This is a genomic window from Hyalangium minutum (genome assembly GCF_000737315.1).
In the GTDB taxonomy this organism is placed as follows: domain Bacteria; phylum Myxococcota; class Myxococcia; order Myxococcales; family Myxococcaceae; genus Hyalangium; species Hyalangium minutum.
Window position 1 is genome coordinate 251,337 of sequence record NZ_JMCB01000010.1, and the last position, 22,261, is coordinate 273,597.

Sequence of the window (22,261 nt, forward strand, 5' to 3'; positions counted from 1 at the left end):
TCCAATGCAAGGAGCTCCCCGGTCGACGTTCATGCGGCGCCTCGTGAGAGCGAAGTCACAGCTGCTCAGCTGGACGCTATCGCGGACCATGCATACGAATAAACTTGATTTACCTGAATTTGTGTTTTGTCCGAAAAGGCAGCATCGCGGGGGACGCCACGAGCATCACCAGCAGGTTCACTCCGAAGCCCAGATTCGCCAGCGCTCCTTGAGGACGCCGATGCTCTCGTCGCGGACGCACAGCCACTCGCTTCTAGCGCAGCGCCGCGAGGGCTGCGCCGACCTTCGTCACCGTCACCGACACGGGCGTCGTCACCTCCGGAGCGAAGATGGCCACGCGGAGCTCCTCGAAGGCCCACCGCAGCTCCTGCGCCGCCTCCTGGTCACGCACGGTGGCGCGCCTGGCGAGGAAGGCCTCCCACAGGGGGGTGAAGGGCGCGGTCTTCCCTGCGTCCTTGCCGGGGTTTGCCACCGCACGCGACAGCCGTGCCTGGGCCGCGCGGAGGTAGCGCGGGTAGTTCAGCAAGCGCTCGAAGGGAATCCACTCGATGAGGTTCGCGGGGAACAGGTGCCCGAGCTGCGAGCGGATGTCCCGCACGGCCGCCGCGCCGCTCGGCCCCTTGGATGCTGCCTTGAGTGCAGCGAGCGTCGCAGCGAGCTCCGAGGAGGTGGCAACGACGGCGTCCGCCCAGTCCCGGGCCTCACGCTCGATGCGCGGTGAGCCATCACCCACCAGCGCCTCGAAGGCCGCCTTCGTGCGGGGCAGCGGCGCACCCGGTGCGAGCTTGAACGCATCGTCGACGCTGCGTGCGAGGAGGAGCGCCCGGAAGGCCTCGGCCTGGCCTCGCGCGGGCGGCGCGCCGTCCAGGGACGGGAAGGGCAGCGGCATGCGCGCGGCGCTGACAGCCACGTGTCCGCGCGCGGCGAGCATCAGGAGCCGGCGGACCCCCGTGCGCGTGGCCGCGTCGGCGGCGGAGGAGGTCTCGAGCAGCACCAGGTCTACGGCAGCGCCCCGGTCGACGAGCGCGGGGTAGCTGCGGACCTCGAGCCCGCCGACCCGCCGGGTGACCACGGGGGGCAGCTCGCCGAAGGTCCAGGCCGTCAGCCCCTTGCGCTCCCAGTCCGAAGCCGGTGCCACGCTGCGCAGCGCCGCCCGTGCACGTCCCCCGTACTGCTCGAGCAGCGCGTCGGCGTCGCGGCTCCGCGCGAGCTCCTTTCCCCGCTCGTCGAGCACCCGGAGCGTGATGCGCAGGTACGGCGCCACGGCATCCGCCCGGAGGGATTCCTCGGGCACGTCCACGCCGCACAGCCGGGACACCGCACGCGCGAGCGCTGGAATCATCGGCCCGCGGAAGGGCACCAGTTCCTTCTCGAGACGGTCGACCAGGTCCGGCACCGGCCCCAGCTGCTTGCGCTGGGCGCGGGGGACCTGCTCGAGCAGGGCGGTGAGTTTCTCCCGCTGCCACCCGGGGATGGTCCAGTCGAGCTCACCCGGGACCAGCTGTGCGAGCAGCAGCAGCGGCACGCTCAGAGTGATGCCGTCGTCCTCGGCCGCGGGGTCGAAGGTATACGTCACCGGCACGGACGCGCCGTGCAGGGTGATGGCGTCCGGGTAGTGCGCCGGGGACAGGCCCGGGTCGTGCGAGAGGGCATCCTCCATCGAGAGGACGAGCGCGTCGGGGTCGGCCGCCTCGGCCTTGCGGCGCCAGGCCTCGAAGCTCGCTCCGTCCGTCACGTCCGCCGGGAGGCGCTGGTCGAAGAACGTCAGCAGCGCCTCGCTGTCGAGCAGCTCGCTGCGCCGGGCCTTGTCCCGCAGGCGCGCCACGCGCTCGAGCACCTGTCGGTTCTTCTCCTGGAACGCCCCCCGGGTGCGGTACTCGCCGCGCACCAGGGCATGCTCGAGGAACATCAGCCGTGCCCGAGCGGGGTCCATGCTGGCCAGGGCCACGGGGCGCTCCTTGAAGACCTGAAGCCCAAAGAGGGTCGCGTTCTCCTTCACCACGGCGCGCGCGGACTTCTCCGACCAGTGCGGTTCGGAGTAGCTGCGCTTGAGCAGGTGGGGGGCCGCCGCCGCGAGCCACTCCGGGTCGAGCTTCGCCACGGTGCGCGCGAACAGCTGGGACGTCTCCACGAGCTCGAACGCCATCACCCAGGCAGGGGGCTTTTTCGCGAGCGCCGACGAGGGGTGAACCATGAAGCGCGTCTGCTTCGCGCCCGTATAGTGGCGCGGCTCCGGATTCCACTGGCCGATGCGGGACAGGAGCCCGGTGAGGAGCGCCTGGTGCAGGGCGTCCCCGCGCGAAGGGGCGCCCCGGCCCTTGCGCGGCAGGCGCAGCTCGCGGACGGTCTCCTCGAGCTGGCGCTGGACGTCCCGCCACTCGCGCACCCGCAGGAAGGACAGGAAGTTGTCCCGGCACACGCGCCGCAGATGGGACGTCCCCCGGCCCTCCGCCTCGCGCACGAACGCCCACAGCTTGAGGAGCCCCGTGAAGTCCGAGTGCTCGTCACGGAAGCGCCGGTGCAACTCGTCCGCCTTCTGCGCGAGCTCCCGTGGCCGCTCGCGCGGGTCCTGCAGGTTGAGCGCCGCGGCGATGATGAGCACCTCGTCCAGGCACCCGTACTCGGCGCCGGCGAGAATCATCCGCGCGATGCGCGGGTCCACCGGGAAGCGCGCGAGCTGGTACCCGAGCGGCGTCAAGATGCGCTCCTTGCCCTCGATGGCCCCGAGCTCTTCGAGCACCCGCCAGCCCTCGGCGATGGCCCTCGGCTGGGGCGGATCGAGGAAGGGGAAATCCTCGACGTCACCGAGGCCGAGGGACTTCATCCGCAGGATGACCCCCGCGAGCCCGGTGCGCTTGATTTCCGGATCGGTGAAGGCGGACCGCGTGGTGAAGCTCGCCTCGTCGTAGAGGCGCACGCAGACCCCCTCGCGCACGCGGCCGCAGCGCCCTTTCCGCTGGTCGGCGCTGGCCTGGGAGACCGGCTCGATGTGCAGGCGTGTGGTGCCCGAGCGCGGGTCGTAGCGCGACAGGCGCGCTACCCCCGTATCCACGACGTACACGATCCCCGGGATGGTGACCGACGTCTCCGCAACGTTGGTGGCGAGGATGACCCGGCGCTCGGGGATGGTAGCGAAGACGCGCGACTGCTCGGCGGCCGACAGGCGCGCATACAGGGGCTGCACCACCGTGCCCCGGAGCTCGCGTGCGTTCAGGGCATTCTCGGCCTCGCGGATTTCCCGCTCCCCGGGGAGGAACACGAGGACGTCCCCGTCCGGGTCGAGCGAGAGCACGTCCGCCACCGCATCGGCGACGGAGTCGGCGAGCTCGGCGTCCTCGGGGGGCGGCTCGTAGAGCACGTCCACCGGAAAGGTACGGCCCTCCACCTGGATGACCGGAGCCCCCCCGAAGAACTGCGAGAAGCGCTCGGTCTCGATGGTGGCCGAGCTCACCACCACCTTGAGGTCGGGGCGCCTGGGGAGGATGCGCTTGAGCCACCCGAGCAGGAAGTCGATGGTGAGGCTGCGCTCGTGGGCCTCGTCGAGCACGACCGTGTCGTAGCGGCTCAGGAGCGGGTCGCTGTGAATCTGCGCGAGCAGGACCCCGTCGGTCATGAACTTCACGGCCGTCTGCCGGGACGAGCGGTCTTCGAAGCGAATCTGGTAGCCGACGTCCGTGCCCAGCTCCGTGCCGAGCTCGCGTGCCACGCGCGCCGCCACGCTCGTCGCGGCGATACGCCGGGGCTGGGTGACGCCAATCTGGCGCGGGCGGCCGCGCCCCATGGCGAGCAGGACTTTCGGCAGCTGCGTCGTCTTCCCCGAGCCGGTGGCCCCCGCGACAATGACCACCTGATGGGCGTTGATGGCCGCGGTGATGTCCTCCACCCGGCTCGAGATGGGGAGCTCGGGGGGGAAATGAAGGGTGGGCAAGCCGCCGGGGGGAGGGACGGGTGAGTCGCCGGACATGGCAGCATGACCTAGCACTGAAGCGCACGCTCCACACCCTGACGAAGTGTAGGGGGGGCCCAAAGGGGGCTGCACCGGCCTGGGGCACTGCCCAGCTGCCTCCCCTCTGCGCCTCTCCTCCGCCCCTCTGTTCCACCCCTCCCCCTCAACCCGCCTCCGATTCGTCCTATGCGCAGCGTGAGACCAGGGACGGAGCTGGGGCCAGAGAAGGAGCGCCTGTCCCTGGCAACGACGGTGCCGAGAACTACTTGGGGGGATTGAGCGTGTCCCAGTAGCTGTGCAGGCCACGGATGTGGTTGCCGCCATCCACGGCGAGGGTGTCTCCCGTCATCCACGACGCATCCTCACTGCACAGGAACGAGACCACCCCCGCGACGTCCGCCGGCGTTCCGCACGCCTTCCCGAGCGGCGTGTGGGCGAGGAACTCCGCCGCCATGCGGCCTTGCATCAGGCCGGCCGCCTCGGCGAGGGGCGTGTGGATGGCACCCGGCGCCACGACGTTGACGCGGATGCCGTAGCGGCCGAGCTCCGCTGCGGCGGCCTTCGAGAGATTGGCGAGCCCCGCCTTGGAGGCGCAGTAGTGAGAAAGCCCGTCCGTGACGGCCGTCTGGTTGAGCGAGGAGATGTTCACCACGGCCCCGGGCTTCTTCGCCGCGATGAGTCCCCGAGCAAAGGCCTGCATGAACAGGAACGGCCCTTTCAGATTCACATCCATGACCTGCTCGAAGTCCGCTTCGGGCAGGTCGATGAATGGAGCGAGCGTGGCCGTTCCGGCGTTGTTGACCAGGATGCCGGGCAGGCCCAGCTCCCGCGTGGCGAGCTCCAGTCCCTGTGCCACGTCGTCCGCCTTGCTCACGTCCCCCGCGAATGGCACGGCGCGTGTGCGCCCCTCCGCGGCGCGGTTGAGCTGCTCGGCGGCTTCCATCACCTTGGCCTGGGTCCTGCCGAAGACGAGCACATTGGCTCCGTCGCGCATCAAGCGCGAAGCGATCCCCAAACCAATACCCTGTGCAGCCCCCGTCACGATGGCGCTGGTCGAAATGAGCTTCATCGATTTGCCTCCCCTCCGTAGTTGAAGAGGGGATTGTACGAGGCGCGGCGCCACTTCGTGAGAATCCTCGAGTGGATGTGGGGACCGCCCCAGACCTTCTGTCCCGCTGGGAACCCCGCAGTTGGCGTGGGGGGAGCCCCAAGCAGCAGGGGCTCACAGGCCCGTACGGAACCACCTTGCCCGGGTGTTGGAGGTACGCTGTAACGGGTACGATCAAAGGTGGGTGACCTCCTGGATTTGCACCCTACCCTCGCCAGCACCGGCAGTAACCTACCCCTGAAACGGGGAGACGCACACGAGGTGCTTGTCTCCCATCCACCTCGAAGACAAGCCGATCCCATCCTCGACGCGGCACTGAAGCAAGGCCTGTGGAGACCGTGAGAGGGGGGGGCGCGGCGGGTGGCTAGTTGGCTCCGTAGGGGGCTTCCGGTGAAGTGAGGCCCGCCCTGGAACGCTCCAGGGCTACCGAGAAGTAGCCAGACACCTGGCGGAACGCGAAAGGGTGGGTGGGTCACGGCGGAGCGCGGGAATCGGGTCATTGGTCGCACGACGGCCCATCCCCCAGCCGCGCGCCGCTCTGGGCTAGAGACGCCAGAGGGGTAGAGTCGGCGGGAGGCGCGGTGCCGCTCGGGCTCGTCGGCGCCTAATGCGAGGGTCCGCTTTCGCTTGCCCTCTCGCCGAGTCTTACCCACGGTCCGTTTCCTCCACGCCGCTCATCGAACCGGACGTGCAGATTTCCTGCATCCGGCTCCCGGACAGGTTTCACGCGACGCGTCTCAGCGCAGGAGCGCACGCACCTCCAGCACTCTGAGTCTCCGGTACACCTCGTTGTACCTGAAGCGTGACGTTGCTCGCGCCACGTTGTGCCTCCTGCTTGGAGACGCTGGGGTTCCCTGCCGAAACTGGCTCTTAGATCCAGCCCCCACACTCAACAGAGCCCCAGCTTCCGTAGGAATACTCCGATAAGTCATTTGAAAGCTCACCCTCCCGTGGGGCTGCTTCCTTTGTAATAAAACCAATGACTATTCGAGCCGGTTCCGCCACAGCCAGTGTCGTAAATGAATTCCATTCTTATTACCTTATCTCCCGACGGGGCGAATGGATTGAATCTCATTATGGCTGTCTTCCCATTGTCAACTGTAAAAAACCACAGAATTTCTGAATTTTGCCCCGTGGGTTCATTCAAACTCCAGTATCCACTTATCCCAGCTTTTGTTACAGAGGGCCTGACCTCCAGACCGTTTGTGCTATATGTCCAGCCATAGAAATCGGTTACAGTAACCAACTCCACGGTCCTGAAGGTGCTTGCGTTGGTTTCGAATGTAAGCGTGCCATAAGGCCGAGATAGCCCATTTGAGCCAGCTCTTATCGTTCTTGTTACAGCTGCATTCCCACACGCCCCGGTGACGAGTGCGGTCAACGCGACGTCTCCATATCCGTTACCTTTGGTGACGCTTCCAGTGTTGTCTGCATTCGAAATGGCTGCCGCCAAATTTTGGTTGTTGGTGCTCCAAGTCACGGATGTACCGCACGACAGGCCTGCCACGCTGTAGGTGTACGGGCTTGTCGTGCACAGGTTTGAAGGCCCGTTGATAAACATGCTCGGGTAGCCCGAGTTTGTTACATCTGTTCGATAGGGACCATAGACGGCATTGTTCGTATTCACAGTAGCGGAGACATCGCTCTGGGCGACGCCGCAAACAGGCGTCAGGTCGATTGCCGCCGCGATTGTCGTAATGACGGCTGGTGCCGGGCTCCCATTATAAAGCCAGCCATTATTCGCAGAGCCCAAGTCCCAGACATAGGACACGACCCCTGCAATATTGCCCGGATTGGAAACCGAAAATCTCTGCGCCGCCGTTGTTCCGCACACCAAACTGAGCGACGCTGGCGTCATCACAAATTGTGACGCAGCCTTAACCTCGAAGGCCTGACCAGCACTTGCATAACCAGACGGATAAGCCGACGACGTAAGGACTGCATAGAACTCTCCAGTCGCCCCAGCGGAGGAAAACGACGACGCACCGATATTCATGCTGGCTGAGACATACATACGGGTGCCATCTATCCCGAAGTCACATGAACCACCATATATCTGCGCAACATTGACGGGCGAGGATGCAGTAGAAATCCGATAATAAATCGCAACCCAACAGAAATCCCCCAACAAGAAGTCCTTACCCTTGGTAATCTCAACACCGACACTTAACGTTCCGCCTGTGCCTTGTGGAATTTGAATCGTAGAGCCAGATGCCACATTCTGCTGATTCCACTGGACGTTCTGGAGTTTGACGGTAGGTGCTTGTGCTCGGCCTTCTGCTGTAACCAACAAGGCCAGAGCAAGTGAGAAGAAATAAAACCTTTTCATTGTCTATCCATTCCTAGGTTTCTCCTGTGATTTCCTTGCAGCAGACATACACACATACCCGAAATACCAAGTTGAGGGAAGGCGCCTTAGGCAGCATTAACCGCTGACATGCTGGACTAAACACAATGCAGTCCAAGTAAGGTGCCGCACGGCGTCGTTGGACGAAACGTCGCACGGTTACTGGACCGGCCCTCAACGAAGCGCGCGGTGAGCGGTAAAGCCGAGATCTAGCCCGGGACTCGGTTGACGCAATGGTCGCGGTAGGGACGGCCCTCAACGGGCCGCCCCGCGCACAGATCCCAGCGAGCGCTGCTAACGCACTGGGCTCTTGCATTGGGTGGAGACGATTCTCAAGAAGCGCGGCGAAACGATCGCGGCGGCCGCGATCGCAACCTACATGGAGCGCGGGCTCTGCTGATCAAGAAGCCAGGAAAGCGCCCGCGCTTGCGAGTTCTGGGGGCCTACAGGCCCCGAGCCCCTGCGGCGTCGAGAAGCCCCTGTTTTGCCTTCACTTCTTCGCAAAACAGGGGCTTCTCGACGCGCTCATTCTCAGCCCGCTCCTGCCAGGCGCGGGTCACCCTGGGGTTGTGGCGCCCGCAGCCCGAAGCTCGCCGACCGACCGATTGGGCTGGATTCTGATCCAAACCCGAGGGGGCGATCCCGCGGTTGCCCGCAGTCGCCGCGATCGGAATCCCACGTTCCTCAACGATCGTTTCCATGCCCTCCCCTCCTGCGAGGACAGCCTGGGCAGGCGTGTGCCCAAAGGGGGCTGCACCACCTCTGCACCGGCCTGGGGCACTGCCCAGCTGCCTCCCCTCTCCGGCTCTCCTCCGCCCCTCTGTTCCCCCCCTCCCCCTCAACCCGCCTCCGATTCGTCCTACGCGCGGTGCGAGATTACTTGCCGCCAGCTTTTTGGAACTGTTCGAGGGCATCGGGCGTGCGCGGATAGTTGGGGCTCAGCGCCGAGTGGCAGCTCTTGCAGTCCTTGATGCTTGGAACCTTGTTCTTGGTCGTGGCCAGGAACTTCTTCATGCTCTTCTTGGCTTCGTCCTGTCCGCCCTTCGTGCAGGCATCCTTGATCAGCGTGGTCTTGAATTCCCGGGTCACACAGGGGACGCCAGCCAGGGCTATCCCTGGCACCGCGATCAGGAACAGGCTGCAGGCAGCGGCAAGCGCGGGAAATGCAGGCTTCTTCATGTCGTTGCTCTCCATGGTCTCAAACAGGGGCCGTGGGGTGATTCAGGAACCCTGCATCCGTCGCGGGTGTGCAAAAGGAATGCCTCACGTCCACCGCCTGCGCATCCCTGCCGCAGTGCTTGGCCCTCGGGTGAACGGGGATCTCGAGGCTGTGCAGCCGAGGGGGCGCTGACATGTCAGGAGGAACCGGCTGACAGGTCGGCTGACAGGGCTCTGATGCATCCCGCCCGGGAAGGGGACTACTTCAGGGAGCAGCGCGCCTCGACCACTCCGCGTCCCTCAGGAAGGTGTACATGCCTGCCGGTGTGATGGCCCGGTCGGTGTGGAGTACCAAGGACTCGAGCCGACTGACGGGCTCGCAGCGCGGGCAGTAGTACTCCGCGCTCGGGGGGGTGAAGTTGAGCCGCGCCATCTGCCCCCTGCCCTCCAGCGTGGCCCGCACCGTCTTGGTGCCCGGCCCCTCCTCGCTGATCTGCTTGGGGTACAGCCTCTCCCGTGCTCCAGAGGAGGAATTGAGGCGAGAGGATGACACGATGCTCCTTCTCGCTGCTCACGGTGAACTGGAGCGACAGCGCCCCGCCTGTCTTCTTCGCCCACTGGAACCACTTCGGGTCGGCTTCGAAGGAGAGCTCCGCTCCCCGCCAGCTCTCCAGGGTGAAGGTGGGCGGCTGCGAGGAGTGTGGTGCGCCGGCCGCCCCGGAGGCTTCCGGGTCCTTCGACAGCTGGCCCAAGGGCCTCACTCCCGCATGTTCCTCGCGGAGAAGGACCGTTGACGAGACGAGCGATCTGTATGCGCTGGGTGCCACGCTCATCCACCTGCTGTCCCGCAAGGCCCCCGATGAGCTGCTCCGCCCGGGGATGGAGATCGCCGTTGGGCTAATCAGGCCTCACCGCACGCGGAACAAGGTGTCAGCCCAGAGGATGTGCCAGGCCCCGTCCAGCCACTGGGCCCGCCCCTCGACGAACCCCAGGTCCTGCAGCGGTTCGGTACCTCGGCTCACGAGCAGGCGCGTCTTGCCATCCATGACGTTCCGGACGGCCACCTGTCCCCCGGGACCGAGCGCCTCCACGGTGCTCGCCACGCTCCAGTCGGTGATCTTTCGCGTCTCGCCCGCCGGGCTGCGCAGCCACACCTGCGTCTGCCCGCCCGAGGCCAGATCCGTGTACGCCACCCAGCCGGAGTTCACCGCGTAGTCGCGCCCCGGACTCACGTCCCACATGGGGCGCGGCTGCGTCAGGAGAATCTCCTGCGTCCCGGTGTGGAGGGCGACCGTCCCCGTCTGAACGCTGCAGCAGGGAGCCGTCTTGCGGTACACCACGAGCGTCCCATCCGTGACCGGATACGTGTTCCACACGGTGCTGTCCGGGTCGTTCGTCAGGCGCCGCGTCACGCCGTCCTGATACGTCAGGATGTCGTATTCCTTATCCCAGAACGCGACGAAGCCCTGCTCTGTCACGTCCTGCTCGGTGTTGCCTGGGACCGCCACACGCACGGCCGTCCCCGTGCTCAGGCGCCGCAGCATCAGGTCGGACTCCGGGTAGGTGGTCCAGAGGGCGAAGTCGCCCCGGGCCTTGACCCATACAGGGATCCGGCCCGGATCCAAGGCAGTCAGCGCATCGGGCGTTGCCTCGTACAGCGCACGATCCAATGAGGTGCCACCCACCGGCTGCGCGACAAACACCGCTCCGGTGGAGGCCAGCTGGGCTCCACTGATCAAGCTCCCCGCGGAAGTCAGAAGCGGGCTCACCTGCCCCGACGCCCGCTGGAGGATCCCCAGCCCCTTGGGTTGGGCCGAGGGTCCGTCCCCGGTGGCGAAGAGGAGGCGGGAGGCATCCGCCGCCAAGAGCTGCCCGGGTACCTTCGCCACAGGCTCCAACGCGGGGCTTGCCACGAAGACGGTGAAGGCCCGAGAGGTGAGCTGGCCCAGCGAGTCCTCCGCGCTCACGGTCAACTTCACCTTGCGCCCCGCGAAGGCCGCGAGCTCCAAGGTCGTGTCGAGCGTGCCGGTGCCGGCCGCCTGAAGAGACTCCACACGGGCCACGAGCGAGCACACCCCCGCGTCATCCTGGCACGAGGCCCGGACGCGCAACGTGGAGGCGACGGCCACCTGCCACGTGGCGGGCTCGGCCACCTCCAGCGCGGGAGCTCGATCGACCACGAAGATCCCCGGGACGACGAGCGCGTTCCCCCGCGCATCCGTCACGGAGAGCTCCAGCGGATACTGCCCCCGGTCCAACGAGTGCAGGTCCAGGGAGCCCTGGTAACCATCCCTCTTGGAGTTGATGGTGAGCGGTGCCTCGATGCCCGTCCCCGGGACACGCGCGCTCACCTGCACCTCATAGGTCGACGCCACGGAGGCCAAGACCGTGCTGCTGTCTCCCGCGGGAACTTCCATGCACGTCCACGTCCGGGAAAACACGCCACACCCCGGCTGCCGGATTGCCGCGCGGATCACAGAGGTTGCCGGAGGCGCCACGGTCAGGGTCACGGTCGCCGAACGGCTCGGGTCCGCCACGGCCATGGCCTCCAGGACCACGGTGCCGGTAAACGTGGCATCCGCTTGGAACGACGCGGAGCGCCCGTCTACCTGATGGAGCTGCCCTGGACCTTGAATGACCCTCCAGGTGACACGCCGCTCATTCAGGCCGGCCCCATCAACCAACGCGGCCATGGCGGTGGTTTCCCCTGGGCTCAGCGTGGTGGGAATGGCCGTGATCACCACCCCCGCGACCGTGCCGAAGGCGATGGTCAGCAGGACGGTGGCCGACTGGGCGGGATCAGACCGGGAGGTGGCGCGGATGAGCGCCTCCGGCGCGTCCGGGGCCGCAGGCGCCCGGTAGATGACTTCGGCCCCATCATCGCTGGAGAGCGATCCTCCCCCCTGCTCGATGCTCCACGTCACCGCCGGGTCAATGCTCCCGGTCCCTTGGACCGTGGCCACGAGACGCACCGTACCGTCTGGGGCGATTCGCGGGGCGTCAGCCGTCACGCTCACACCGGTCACCGTGGGCGCACCGGAGCCTCCTCCAGACGGACACGCTGTCCCCAGCACGGCGGCGAGAACCAGGGCTGGAAAACGCCAGAGGCGAGGCGAACCGCGGAGGCCAGAGTGCATGTGTCTCTCCTTGTTGTGAATCCCAGCGAGGGGGTGCTGCCCGGCCCTGCAGCGGATCCTCATCCTGGCATGGACGCGGCGTGGAACTCCTGTCCAGAAGGGTACCCGCGTCTCGGAGAGTGAGCTTTCGCATCCGCCCGTAAGGACATCAACCGGAACGAACGGCTATAAGCTGTGGAAGACGGGGCTCTGCCTGCTGCTGTGGGGGCTCTCGCGCCGCCGCATCCGCACCGGGGCGTAAAGCCGTACTTCGGCCGAGTAGTTGCGGCTCCCTCAAGCGGGGAAGGAGCCGGGGCTAGGTGAAACGGCCCTGGGCGGCAACGGGCGCGGTGCACTCCTACCCGCAGTTTCCGGAGATGTCCGCGGAGGACCTTTCAAACGGAGGTTCCCCGCGCCCAAAATGAGTCATGCGACAAACTCTCGCGTGGATGGCAGTGGTAGCTCTGTGCTGTGCAACTGGAGCGGCGGCGGGTGAGGAGCCAGTGGACGCCCGGCTGCAGGAGGCGCAGAAGGTCTATGACGAGGCGATGACGCTCTACAAGGCGGGCAAGTACCCCGAGGCCGTGGCGCAGGGCGAACGTGCGCTCGCGCTGCGGGAGGCTGCGCTCGGGGGCAAACATCCCGGCGTCGCTGACTGTCTGGCCTTGCTCGGCATCATTCACTGGACTCAGGGCGACTTTGTCCAGGCCGAGCCGCTGATCCAGCGTGGGCTCGAGATTCGGGAAGAAGTCCTCGGCAAGAATCATCCCGACGTCGCCTCATCGCTCAACAACCTGGCCAACCTCTACATGCAGAAAGGATTGCTGGACCAAGCCGCATCGCTCCACGAGCGTGCACTGACCATTCGGGAAACGGCCCTGGGCAAGAACCATCCCAGCGTCGCCGGCTCGCTCAACAACCTCTCCAACGTCTATCGGGCCCAGGGGTTGTTCGACCGGGCCGAGCCGCTCATCCGGCGCTCGCTCGCCATCAAGGAGGCGAGCCTTGGCAAGAACCATCCCGACGTCGCCTCATCGCTCAACAACCTGGCCAACCTCTACCTGCAGCAAGGTTTGTATGCCCAGGCCGAGCCGCTCTACCAGCGCGCGCTCGCCATCCGGGAAGTCGCCCACGGCAAGGACCATCCCGAGGTCGCCTCCGCGCTCAACAACCTGGCCAACCTCTACGTCAAGCGAGGGCTGTATGACCGGGCCGAGCCGCTCTACCTGCGCGCGCTCACCCTCTATGAGGTGGCCTTCGACAAGCACCATCCCTACGTCGCCCAGACGCTCCTCTACCTCGCCACCCTCTATTCGGACCGGGGGTTGTACGGCCGGGCCGAGCCGCTCTACCTGCGCGCGATCGCCATCAATGAAGCGGCCCTGGGCAAGAGCCACTCCACCGTCGCCAACTCGATTCATAACCTCGCAAACCTCTACCAGCACCAGGGGTTGTACGACCGGGCCGAGCCGCTCTACCTGCGCGCGATCGCCATCGAGGAAGAGCTCCGTGGCAAGGACCACCCCACCGTCGCCATCTATCTCACCAGTCTCTCCAGCCTCTACCAGGACCAGGGGTTGTATGACCGGGTCGAGCCGCTCCAACAGCGCGCGCTCGCCATCAAGGAGGCGAGCTTTGGCAAGGACCATCCCGAGTTCGCCACCTCGCTCGCCAACCTCGCCGACGTCTATAGAGCCCAGAGGTTGTACGACCGGGCCGAGCCGCTCTACCTGCGCGCGCTCGCCATCCGCGAAGCCGTCTTCGGCAAGCAGCATCCTTTCGTCGCCGACGTGCTCCACCCGCTCGCCAACCTCTACCAGGAGCAGGGCTTGCTCGGCCGAGCCGAGCCGCTCCACCAACGCGCGCTCGCCCTCCGGGAATCGATCCTCGGCAAGAAACATCCCGACGTCGCCACCTCCCTCAACGATCTCGCCCTGCTCCGGCTGGCCCAGGATCGCCTCGGCGTGGCCGTTCCGCTCTTCACTCGCGCCTTCGCCGTGTCCGAGCAGCGCCTGCGCCATGAGGCGCTCGACTTCTCCGAGGCACGCCTGGCCACCTTTCTCCAGCATCTGCGCGCCGACGAGGAACGAATCTATGCGCTGCTGCGCGCGCATCCAGACAACGCCAGCGTCAGGCGCCTGGCGCTGAGCGCCGCGCTGCTGCTCAAGGGCCGCTCCGTCGAGGAGACGGCCGGTATCTCCCGGGCTGTCTACCGGAGCCTGGGCTCCGAGGATCGCGACACCTTCGAGCGGCTGCGCGGGCTGCGCACCCAACGGGCCATGCTCGCGCTAAAAGGTCCTGGCCAGGGCCCCCCCACTGTCTACGCACAGCTCAAGGAGCTCGCCGAGCAGGGTGATGCCCTCGAAGCCGACCTCGCCAGGCGCTCCGCTCCCCTGCGAGCACTGACCGCGCTGCCCGCTCCCGCGAAGGTCATGGACGATGTCGCCCGTGCCCTTCCCAAGGACGGGGCCCTCATCGAGCTCATCAGCTACCTGGACCAGCCGCTCGTGCCCAATCCCGGCACGCCCGAGGCTCAGCAGCCCCGCCAGCAGCGCTACCTGGCGCTGGCTCTCTTTCCTGACGCGACCCTTCGCGCGCTCGACCTGGGCCCCGCCGAGCCCATCGACTCGGCCGCCTCGAGCCTGCGAGATGCCCTGGCCAACCGGGACATCACCTTCCAGGCCAAGGCCCAGGCGCTCTACCAGCTCGCCTTCCAACCGCTCCTTCCACTGCTGGGGAGGACCCGCCGCCTCTTCCTCTCTCCGGACGGCCAGCTGGCCCTGGTGCCCTTCGCGGCCCTGCACGACGGGAAGCAATTCCTCGTGGAGTCCTTCGACTTCACCTACCTCACCTCTGGCAAGGACCTGTTGCCACGCTCGCAGGAGACGCCCCCCGCAACCTCCGTGGTCGTCCTCGCCGACCCGGCCTTCGGCGCCCCGGCGCAAGGCCCTGCTTACGCCACGGCGGAGGCCTTGGCGCCAGCCGAGCGCTCCGCTTCCCTGGAGCGCTTCTTCTCCACGCCGCGTGAGGACCTGGTGCACCGCGCCTGGAATGTCGTGCCGCTGCCAGGCACGCGACAGGAGGCCGAGGCCATCCAGCACCTGCTGCCCCAGGCCCAGCTCTTCCTGGGCCCTGAGGCCACCAAGGAGCGACTGATGAGCCTGCCTTCCCCCGGCATCCTCCACCTGGCCACCCACGGCTTCTTCCTCCAGGATGCCCCCGTTGTTCCCGGCACCCGCGCCGTCGTCCACTTCGGTGCGATGGGCGAGGACTCTGCCGCCTCACGCCCTCCGGATCCCCTGCTGCGCTCGGGACTGATACTGGCGGGGGCGCGCCCCTCTACCCCTGGCGCCTCGAGTTCCCCCCAGCCGCCTCCCGAGAACGCGCTGGTGACGGCACTGGAGCTGGCCGGCCTGGATTTGTGGGGTACCCAGCTGGTGGTGCTGTCCGCCTGCGACACGGGACGCGGGGACGTGAAGCTGGGCCAGGGCGTCTACGGGCTACGCCGTGCACTGGTGGTGGCCGGCGCCGAGACGGTCGTGATGAGCCTGTGGAAGGTGAGCGATGACACCACCCAGCAGCTCATGGAGGCCTACTACCGCAATTTGCTGGCAGGACAGGGCCGGGCCACCGCCCTGCGCGAGGCCATGCGCTGGCTGCGCGCCACCCGGCCCGAGCCCCACTCCTGGGCCCCCTTCATCGTGCTGGGTCGAGACAGACCTTTGCGCGGGCTGGCAGCCCCTCCTCCAGGGACACCGGCGCCGTAGTCCGTTAGACACGCCAGAGGGGCACGCTGAGGTCACTCCGGTCGAGCAGGTCATCTCATGGCCTTCCAGGAGACGCATCTACGACGTCCGTCGTTGACATCTACGATGTTCGTCGTAACAATGAGACCATGACACCCTCTCTCCCCCAGCCGACCCGGGCCGAGCTCGCCATCTTGCGAGTGCTCTGGAAGCAGGGCCGCTGCACAGTCCGACAGGTGCACGAGGCGCTGCAGAAGACACAAGAGTACGAGACCGTCTACACCACGGTGCTCAAGCTGCTGCAGAACATGACGGAGAAGGGCCTGGTCCGCCGCGACGAGCGCGAGCGCACCCACGTCTACGCGGCGGCCATCAACGAGCAGAAGACGCAGCGGGACTTGCTGCGCGACCTGGTGGACCGCGCCTTCGGCGGCTCCACGGCGAGCCTCGTCATCCAGGCCCTCTCCATCAAGAAGGCCTCGCCCGAGGAGCTCGAGGAGATCCGCAAGCTGCTGGACAAGAACGAAGGGGGGAAGAAATGAGTTCGCTGGAAGCGCTGTGGACGCACCCGGTGGCCGAGGCCCTGGGGTGCGCGCTGGCTCGGTTCGTGTGGCAGGGCGCGGCCGTCGCGCTGGCTGTGGGAGCGCTCCTGGCGTGCATGGGGCGCCGGCCCGCATACGAGCGCTATGCCCTGGCCTGCCTCGGGCTGCTGGTGATGGCCGTGCTTCCGGTGGCCTCGTTCAGCTCCGAGTTGGCGGGTGCGGCCTCCGGAGACTCCTCGGGGCCGGCAGCCCTGGGGGATGGTGCGGTCACCGGGGCTCTCTTGGCCCCCCTCGCCACCTGGGTCAAAGGCTGGCTGTGGACCTTGCGCCCCTGGCTGATGTCCGCGTGGCTGTGCGGCGTGCTGCTCCTGTCACTGCGCACGGCGTGGGCCTGGAGGCAGGCACAGGTGCTGGCCCGCGAAGGGACGCAGCAGCCTGAGGCCGAGGTGACGAGAGCGCTGGCGCGGATGATGGAGCGCACCCGGGTCAGCCGCCCCATGCGCCTGCTGGAGTCCATCGCGGTCGAGGTTCCCACGGTGGTGGGGCTGTGGAAGCCGCTCATCCTGGTGCCCCCCAGCACGTTGACGGGGCTCTCGGTGCCTCAGCTGGAGGCGGTGCTCGCGCACGAGTTGGCCCACATCCGCAGGCACGACTATCTGGTGAACCTGCTGCAGGCCCTGGTGGAGACGGTGCTGTTCTACCACCCGGCGGTGTGGTGGCTGTCGGCGCGCATCCGCGAGGAGCGCGAGCACTGCGCGGATGACGTGGCCGTGGAGTGCTGTGGCGACGCGGTGATGTACTCGCGCGCGCTGGCCACCCTCGAGCAGCTCCGCGTGAGAGTCCCAGCCCCGGCCCTCGCGGCGAATGGCGGCTCCCTGCTGCAGCGCATCCAGCGGTTGCTCGCGGCGCCGCGGGGTGGCGCTCCCCTTCACCCCTGGAGGCTCGCGGGCAGTCTGGCCGCGCTGATGCTCCTCGTGGTGCTGGGAACCGCGCGGCAGTCCCAGGCGACCGGAGCTCCCTCGCAGTCCCCTGCCCCGGAGGCAGCGGCTGCTGCCACTCCTGCGGCTGCCACTCCTGCTCCTGCCACGCATGGTGAGGAGGCCGTCCCCTTCAACAAGCTCATGACGTGGCCAGAGCAGCGCTTCGGGGACGCTCCACAGTTCCCCGGCCCGGTGCTGCCCGCTCAGGAGCCCGCCGGTTCCGTTCCCCCGGATTACTTCTTCATGACAGAGCAACCTTCCTGCTGACAGCACCCGCAGGCTCCGTGAGGCACGTCCGGCTCAGCCACCCTTCTTGGCCTTCCCTTTCTCCGTGGGGTGGCTCTTGCCGTAGGTGACGGAGTCTCCGTGCCGGTTGCTGTCGTCGAAGTGCATGACGTCTCCCGAGGCGCCCGGGAAGTCCGTCGCGCCCCAGCGGAGGCCTTCGCCCTGCAGCGACTCCGCCACCCGCGAAGAAGGGGTACCGCACGGCGGTGGTGACGGACTACGCGGGGGACCACTTCTCGCGGTTCGACTACGGGTTCCAGGAGGTGTCCGCGCCGGACTTCCGCTTCCCGGACCTGGTGCGGCAGCGGATGCTCATCACGCACGTGGCGCTCCTGCCGTGGACGGGGCTGGTGCCGGGGTGGTTCAAGGAGCAGGGGGAGTTCCCGGAGCTGACGGACCCGGGGCCGCTGTGGGCGCGGGTGAAGCGGACGTTGGCGGGGCTGCCGGAGGACCGGCCGTTCGCGCTGGTGGTGTTCGCGTCACCGACGCACTTCCCGTACGCCGCGCCGTGGCCGGTGGAAGTTGTTGGAGCTTCCGACGCCAGAGGGGGTGCGGGTGCAGCTGTTCGACGTGACGGCGGATCCGGCGGAGCAACGGGACGTGGCGGAGCAGCCCCCAACGTGGTGGCCACGCTGCGGGCGAGGCTGGCGGCGGAGTAGCCAGACACCCATCGGAAGGCCCCTGGCACCCTGGCACCCTGACGCAGGAGCGCGAAAACAACACGGCCCGCTCCTCAGTCGAGGAGCGGGCCGAAGGCTCGCATCGCGGAGCGGGTCAAACCCTATCAGTTGACCGGCTCGAACCTCCACAACTGGCTTTGAACGCCCGGCACGAACTGCCACTGATGGATATACGCTCCATTGCCCGTCGAGTTGAACTCGACGTCGATGTCCCGATAGGTGAGCAGGTTCGTGATGCGATAGGGCGGCGTCGCGGTATTGTAATCAAAAGCGATGCGCCAGAGCTGCTGGGGCGGCCGATCCACGTTGAAATACATCTGCCAGATCTTCGCGCCATTGTCGCGCGCCGCCGGCTCCAGCGCCTTGCCGCTGTTATAATTGATGATCTGATACCCGGCGGTCGAACTGCCCCAAAGATACCACTTCTGGCTCGCCAAACCCAGATACTCCCACTGCACAAGCCGGATGGTTGCCTCCTTGGAATTGAATGAAACGTCCAGGACCTTCCCGCTGTTGACGTTCACGATCTTGTAGAGATGGGTCGGCCCCGTCTCGAGAGGAGGCACCGACTGCGCATACGCATCCGAGGCAAGTCCCAGGACGGCACCGACGAGCAGCACTGAGCACAGCGCCATCGCCTTCATCCATTGCGTCTTCTTCATGGCAACGCTCTTTTCGAGCCCCCACTCCTTCCGCTGGAAGGGGGGCTTCTTTCCCAATGAGGGGCCAGATTGCCCCTTGGACGGGATGAGCCGGCGCGCCAGAAAATGATGCACGGAATCCTCACTTCGAGGAGAAATCCCCCGAGCTGTCGGCGCATGTCGGTTCCGACCCACCTCGCCCTGGAGCCGGTGGCATCCGCGGTCGCATCCAGCGCTCCCTCAAGCGGGGGCGGAGCCGGGGCTTACGGAGAAGAGCCCCGCCTTTGCCGCGAAGGTGGAGGAGCCGAGGAAGGAGCGCACACCCCGTTTGGACTGGGCCGGGCTGCTTCGCAGGACGTTCGCCCTGGATGTGTTCGCGTGCTTGAGGTGGGGAGGCAGGCTTCAGGGTCTTGGCGTACGTGAAGGCAGCAGGAGGGGCGCGCGCGATTGTGAAGCACCTGGGGTTGCCCACGGCGAGTGCGCACCTGGCCGATGCGCGAGGGCCGCCCCAGAGCGCGGGGTGTTGAAGCTCAAGCCGCCCCAGCCCGCCAAGAGAGCCAGGCCTCTGCCGCGCCCCTGCTGGGAAAGCGGCTGGGCTGGGCAGGCGTGTGTCTGCTGGAGATGAAAGGCTTCTGCGCCGGCTCGGCGTGCGGCTCATGGGCTCCCCGTCAGCGTCCCTCACCTCCTGTTCTGCTCCCGCCCGCTACGCCCAAGAGGGCTCCTGTCCTTCCTATGCTCCGTCGTGCGGGCGATGCGAGCCAGCTGATGGAGCCTGGGCAATAGCAGACGGGTATCACCCCTCCAGCGCTTCGAATCGCGATCCACAGGAACCGCGTTTTCGAAGAGGCACGATTTCGACGAGTGTCTGAAAAGGCCGCAAAACCGCGATGCCAGCAAGTAGCCGGAATTTGGACCCAGCGCTTCAGAGCAACTGAGCCGGCAAAGCGGATTTCGTGACGCCCGAACGGATGTCGGCTTTCGAGCGATTGCGGATATCCGGGCTAAGAGCCTATTTCGGTAGGGAAGAAAGCGCCCTACCTGATGGGTTAGAGGGTGAAGGAGGAAGTGTCGAGTGGGAGTATCCAAGAGGGATGACGGTTGAAGGATGCCGGAAGAGCTATGGGCGAAGATAGAGCCTCTGCTGCCGCCCAGGCCCGCGCATCCGCTGGGGTGCCATAACCCGAGGGTGCCGGACAGGTCGGCCATGGAAGCCATCCTGCTGGTACTGCGCACGGGGATGCAGTGGCAGGCGCTGAAAGCCACCGGCATCTGCCACCCGTCCTCGGCCTACCGCAGGTTCCGCGAGTGGCTGAGGGCCGGAGTCTTTCACGCGTTCTGGCGCCTGGGGTTGGAGGCGTACGACGCTCTGGTGGGCATCGACTGGCAGTGGATGAGTGTGGACGGGGCGATGACCAAGGCGCCGCTGGGAGGCGAACAAGTCGGCCCCAACCCCACCGACCGCGCCAAGACGGGCACCAAGCGGAGCCTGCTGACGGATGGGCGCGGTGTGCCGCTGGGACTGGTGGTGGCAGGCGCCAACGTCAACGACCACAAATTGCTGCCTTCCACGTTCGACTCGATGCCGGTCAAGCGTCCCTCTCCTGAGCCACGCTCCGCCCAGCACCTGTGCTTGGATGCCGCCTACGACTGCAACGAGGTGCGGCGCTGGGGAGACAAGTTCCGCCTGCGCCTGCACATCCGTCCGCGTCGTCCCCCTGCCAAGCCTCCGAAGAAGAGCCGCCGCAAGAAAGCGCGCCGCTGGGTCGTGGAACGCTCCCACTCGTGGATGAACCGCTTCCGACGGGTCCTCATCCGCTGGGAGAAACGCGAAGACACCTACTTGGCCATGCTCCACTTGGCCCTGGGCATCATCACTTGGTTCCACTTCCTACTGAGATAGGCACTAAGCCACGGACGGCTTCGAACGCCCGGGTCTTGCTGTCGTGGTCGTTCGGGCGCATGCTGAAAAGGCGGAAACGCGAGCGCCAGAAAGCAAGGGAAAGCCGATGGCGACATCACTCTACGACCTCAGCGTGCCCACCTTCCTGCAGACCGTGAGGGCCGTCGCAGGCTTTCTCGACCGTGCGGCCAAGCACTGCGCTGAGACGGGTGTTGATCCCGACGACTTCGTGAACGCGCGCCTTTTCGACGACATGGCGCCCTTCCACTTTCAAGTCGAAGCCACATGGCACCATTCCGTGTGGGGGGTGGAAGCCCTTAAGACCGGTGTGTTCGCCCCGCCGGCCTTAGTCGGACCGGTCCCTTTCGCCGACCTGCAGGCGATGATCGGCAAAGCGGAAGTGGCGCTGGAGGCGTTCACGCCCGACGAGGTCGATCCATGCGCGGGCAAGGACCTGGACCTTCAGATCGGGCCGCGGAGGCTCGCCTTCACGTCGGAGACGTTCATTCTCTCGTTTTCCCTGCCGAACTTCCATTTCCACGCCGTCACTGCCTACGACATCCTCCGCTCGCGCGGTGTACCGCTCGGCAAGCGTGATTACGAAGGCCGGCTGCGCACGAGATCAGCCTAAGCCGGAAATTCGTTGTGGAGGCAGGCGGCGGGTGAAGGCGGTGGTGCGCAACGAGAAGGGCAAGGCGGTGATGGACTTCAAGGGCATCCCCGTGGACCAGTTGGAACTGCTGGCCGAGGCGCTCTTGGTGAAGCCGCCGGTGTCCTGATGCCGCGCCATTGAACCCAAGCCCCACGCTCCTGCACTGAGGGACGCGGGGCTGTTTCTTTAAGACGGAGCCGCTCCAAGGTGCTTCCGTCGTGGTCACCCGCATCCCCGTTGGCTATCTTCCGCCGAAACCCTAGGAGTAGAGAACATGACTCACTTCTTTCGCAGTGCCCTGCTGTGCTCCCTGTTGGTGGTGATCGGCTGCAAGACCGCGGAGACCGGCACCCAGCCCACGCCTCCTCCGGCGGCACCGTCCGTCACCGAGGCCTGTAACGATCAGCAGAAGGCCATCTCGCAGGAGGCCGACAAGCTGGCGAGCCCGTACAGCATCGACCAGCACGTCGAGAAGAACTTCCAGGACCGGCAGGTGTCGTGGCTGATGCCGGACGCGCTCTACCAGAAGTACGTCGTGCAGACGGGGGCGAAGAACTTCGGCCGGTGTAATGACGCGGCCTGCTACCTGTTCGCCGCGCCCACGAAGGTCATCCAGGATGCGGTGGCCCGGTCCATGGTGGACGGCAAGCATGACCCGGCGGTGATCGGCAGCGCGCTCGGGCTGCCCGCCAAGAACTTCGAGGGCCCGCTGAAGCTGATGACGCTGAACCTGGCCACCACGAAGACGTGCGCTCGCCTGCCGGTGGATGCGGATCCGGGCGTGTGGAAGTGCACGAGCCCCGAGGACAAGGACTGCTTCAAGTTCGGTGGCTACACCTCCGGCAACATCCCGGAGATCATGGTCATCAACGCCACGGTCGATCAGGCCACGGTCGCGGACATCCCGTGAGTGGTGAGGAGGAGCTCTTCCGGAGCGGCGCGTGGATGTACCGGCTGCTGCGGGCTGCCGATGGCACGTTGATCCTCGAGGTCGTGGTGGGCACCATCGCCATGTACGAGGTGCGCGTGCGCCTCAACGAGGACGAGGCGGCGGCCTACGCCCGGGAGGGCACCGCCTTCACTGACCGCATGGCGCAGGACATCATCGCCAACCCTCGCTTCCATGGGCGTGCGGAACGGTGAGCTCCGAGCCCGGGGGA

General features: G+C 66.5%; 17 protein-coding genes. 8 read left to right on the top strand and 9 right to left on the bottom strand.

Annotation, left to right across the window (positions count from 1 at the left end):
• Window positions 1-253: 253 nt before the first annotated feature.
• From hrpA to DB31_RS26235, 7 genes are all read right to left on the bottom strand, one after another.
• The gene (gene hrpA, locus DB31_RS26215; RefSeq protein WP_044192457.1) at window positions 254-3,964 is read right to left on the bottom strand and encodes an ATP-dependent RNA helicase HrpA; all 3,711 of its coding nucleotides are present in this window, start codon (window positions 3,962-3,964) and stop codon (window positions 254-256) included.
• 244 nt (window positions 3,965-4,208) lie between these two features.
• Window positions 4,209-5,015, bottom strand: coding sequence for an SDR family NAD(P)-dependent oxidoreductase (locus tag DB31_RS26220; protein ID WP_044192460.1), 807 nt, complete (start codon window positions 5,013-5,015; stop codon window positions 4,209-4,211).
• 979 nt (window positions 5,016-5,994) lie between these two features.
• On the bottom strand, window positions 5,995-7,383 hold the full coding sequence (locus DB31_RS49110; protein ID WP_157232179.1) for a hypothetical protein: 1,389 nt from the start codon (window positions 7,381-7,383) through the stop codon (window positions 5,995-5,997).
• 461 nt (window positions 7,384-7,844) lie between these two features.
• Window positions 7,845-8,102 carry a hypothetical protein gene (locus DB31_RS49115; protein ID WP_157232180.1) on the bottom strand — a complete coding sequence of 86 codons (258 nt, stop codon included), beginning with the start codon at window positions 8,100-8,102 and terminating at the stop codon, window positions 7,845-7,847.
• A 175-nt stretch (window positions 8,103-8,277) separates the two neighbouring features.
• Entirely contained in the window at window positions 8,278-8,580 is a 303-nt protein-coding gene (locus tag DB31_RS49120) for a hypothetical protein (RefSeq protein WP_157232181.1), read from the bottom strand.
• A 244-nt stretch (window positions 8,581-8,824) separates the two neighbouring features.
• Window positions 8,825-9,112 (bottom strand): hypothetical protein, encoded by a 288-nt coding sequence (locus tag DB31_RS26230; RefSeq protein WP_044192466.1) that lies wholly within the window; start codon window positions 9,110-9,112, stop codon window positions 8,825-8,827.
• A 355-nt stretch (window positions 9,113-9,467) separates the two neighbouring features.
• On the bottom strand, window positions 9,468-11,696 hold the full coding sequence (locus tag DB31_RS26235) for a hypothetical protein (RefSeq protein ID WP_157232182.1): 2,229 nt from the start codon (window positions 11,694-11,696) through the stop codon (window positions 9,468-9,470).
• Window positions 11,697-12,103: 407 nt separating this feature from the next.
• On the opposite strand from DB31_RS26235, the gene DB31_RS26240 reads away from it, so the two are divergent.
• From DB31_RS26240 to DB31_RS26250, 3 genes are all read left to right on the top strand, one after another.
• A complete protein-coding gene (locus DB31_RS26240; RefSeq protein WP_044192470.1) occupies window positions 12,104-15,442 on the top strand; it encodes a CHAT domain-containing tetratricopeptide repeat protein in 3,339 nt (1,112 codons plus the stop codon).
• 128 nt (window positions 15,443-15,570) lie between these two features.
• Window positions 15,571-15,963 (top strand): BlaI/MecI/CopY family transcriptional regulator, encoded by a 393-nt coding sequence (locus tag DB31_RS26245; protein ID WP_044192471.1) that lies wholly within the window; start codon window positions 15,571-15,573, stop codon window positions 15,961-15,963.
• Window positions 15,960-17,210, top strand: a complete 1,251-nt coding sequence (locus DB31_RS26250) for a M56 family metallopeptidase (RefSeq protein ID WP_052420248.1) — start codon at window positions 15,960-15,962, stop codon at window positions 17,208-17,210. The genes DB31_RS26245 and DB31_RS26250 overlap by 4 nt, the downstream gene beginning before the upstream one ends.
• Before the next feature lie 33 nt (window positions 17,211-17,243).
• Here DB31_RS26250 and DB31_RS49125 read toward each other — a convergent pair whose 3' ends face one another.
• On the bottom strand, window positions 17,244-17,408 hold the full coding sequence (locus DB31_RS49125; protein ID WP_157232183.1) for a hypothetical protein: 165 nt from the start codon (window positions 17,406-17,408) through the stop codon (window positions 17,244-17,246).
• A 26-nt stretch (window positions 17,409-17,434) separates the two neighbouring features.
• Between DB31_RS49125 and DB31_RS26255 the strand changes: the two genes are divergently transcribed.
• A complete protein-coding gene (locus tag DB31_RS26255) occupies window positions 17,435-17,887 on the top strand; it encodes a hypothetical protein (protein ID WP_044192474.1) in 453 nt (150 codons plus the stop codon).
• A gap of 125 nt (window positions 17,888-18,012) precedes the next feature.
• Here the strand turns inward: DB31_RS26255 and DB31_RS26260 are convergent, their stop codons facing one another.
• On the bottom strand, window positions 18,013-18,570 hold the full coding sequence (locus DB31_RS26260; RefSeq protein WP_044192477.1) for an RICIN domain-containing protein: 558 nt from the start codon (window positions 18,568-18,570) through the stop codon (window positions 18,013-18,015).
• Window positions 18,571-19,654: 1,084 nt separating this feature from the next.
• Here DB31_RS26260 and DB31_RS26265 point away from each other — a divergent pair.
• The 4 genes from DB31_RS26265 to DB31_RS26280 all read left to right on the top strand — a co-directional run bounded on the left by DB31_RS26265 (window position 19,655) and on the right by DB31_RS26280 (window position 22,244).
• The gene (locus DB31_RS26265) at window positions 19,655-20,449 is read left to right on the top strand and encodes an IS5 family transposase (protein ID WP_044192481.1); all 795 of its coding nucleotides are present in this window, start codon (window positions 19,655-19,657) and stop codon (window positions 20,447-20,449) included.
• A 106-nt stretch (window positions 20,450-20,555) separates the two neighbouring features.
• Entirely contained in the window at window positions 20,556-21,080 is a 525-nt protein-coding gene (locus DB31_RS26270) for a DUF1993 domain-containing protein (protein ID WP_044192483.1), read from the top strand.
• Between the two features lie 295 nt (window positions 21,081-21,375).
• Window positions 21,376-22,011 (top strand): hypothetical protein, encoded by a 636-nt coding sequence (locus DB31_RS26275; protein WP_044192485.1) that lies wholly within the window; start codon window positions 21,376-21,378, stop codon window positions 22,009-22,011.
• On the top strand, window positions 22,008-22,244 hold the full coding sequence (locus DB31_RS26280) for a hypothetical protein (RefSeq protein ID WP_240486893.1): 237 nt from the start codon (window positions 22,008-22,010) through the stop codon (window positions 22,242-22,244). Before DB31_RS26275 ends, DB31_RS26280 begins: the two co-directional genes overlap by 4 nt.
• Window positions 22,245-22,261: the final 17 nt, after the last annotated feature.

Excerpts from the sequence above, each read along its gene's own strand:
- hrpA (WP_044192457.1), bottom strand. The coding sequence starts at position 3,964 with ATGTCCGGCGACTCACCCGTCCCTCCCCCCGGCGGCTTGCCCACCCTT.
- DB31_RS26220 (WP_044192460.1), bottom strand. The coding sequence starts at position 5,015 with ATGAAGCTCATTTCGACCAGCGCCATCGTGACGGGGGCTGCACAGGGT.
- DB31_RS49110 (WP_157232179.1), bottom strand. The coding sequence starts at position 7,383 with ATGAAAAGGTTTTATTTCTTCTCACTTGCTCTGGCCTTGTTGGTTACA.
- DB31_RS49115 (WP_157232180.1), bottom strand. The coding sequence starts at position 8,102 with ATGGAAACGATCGTTGAGGAACGTGGGATTCCGATCGCGGCGACTGCG.
- DB31_RS49120 (WP_157232181.1), bottom strand. The coding sequence starts at position 8,580 with ATGAAGAAGCCTGCATTTCCCGCGCTTGCCGCTGCCTGCAGCCTGTTC.
- DB31_RS26235 (WP_157232182.1), bottom strand. The coding sequence starts at position 11,696 with ATGCACTCTGGCCTCCGCGGTTCGCCTCGCCTCTGGCGTTTTCCAGCC.
- DB31_RS26240 (WP_044192470.1), top strand. The coding sequence starts at position 12,104 with ATGCGACAAACTCTCGCGTGGATGGCAGTGGTAGCTCTGTGCTGTGCA.
- DB31_RS26245 (WP_044192471.1), top strand. The coding sequence starts at position 15,571 with ATGACACCCTCTCTCCCCCAGCCGACCCGGGCCGAGCTCGCCATCTTG.
- DB31_RS26250 (WP_052420248.1), top strand. The coding sequence starts at position 15,960 with ATGAGTTCGCTGGAAGCGCTGTGGACGCACCCGGTGGCCGAGGCCCTG.
- DB31_RS26260 (WP_044192477.1), bottom strand. The coding sequence starts at position 18,570 with ATGAAGAAGACGCAATGGATGAAGGCGATGGCGCTGTGCTCAGTGCTG.
- DB31_RS26265 (WP_044192481.1), top strand. The coding sequence starts at position 19,655 with ATGCCGGAAGAGCTATGGGCGAAGATAGAGCCTCTGCTGCCGCCCAGG.
- DB31_RS26270 (WP_044192483.1), top strand. The coding sequence starts at position 20,556 with ATGGCGACATCACTCTACGACCTCAGCGTGCCCACCTTCCTGCAGACC.
- DB31_RS26275 (WP_044192485.1), top strand. The coding sequence starts at position 21,376 with ATGACTCACTTCTTTCGCAGTGCCCTGCTGTGCTCCCTGTTGGTGGTG.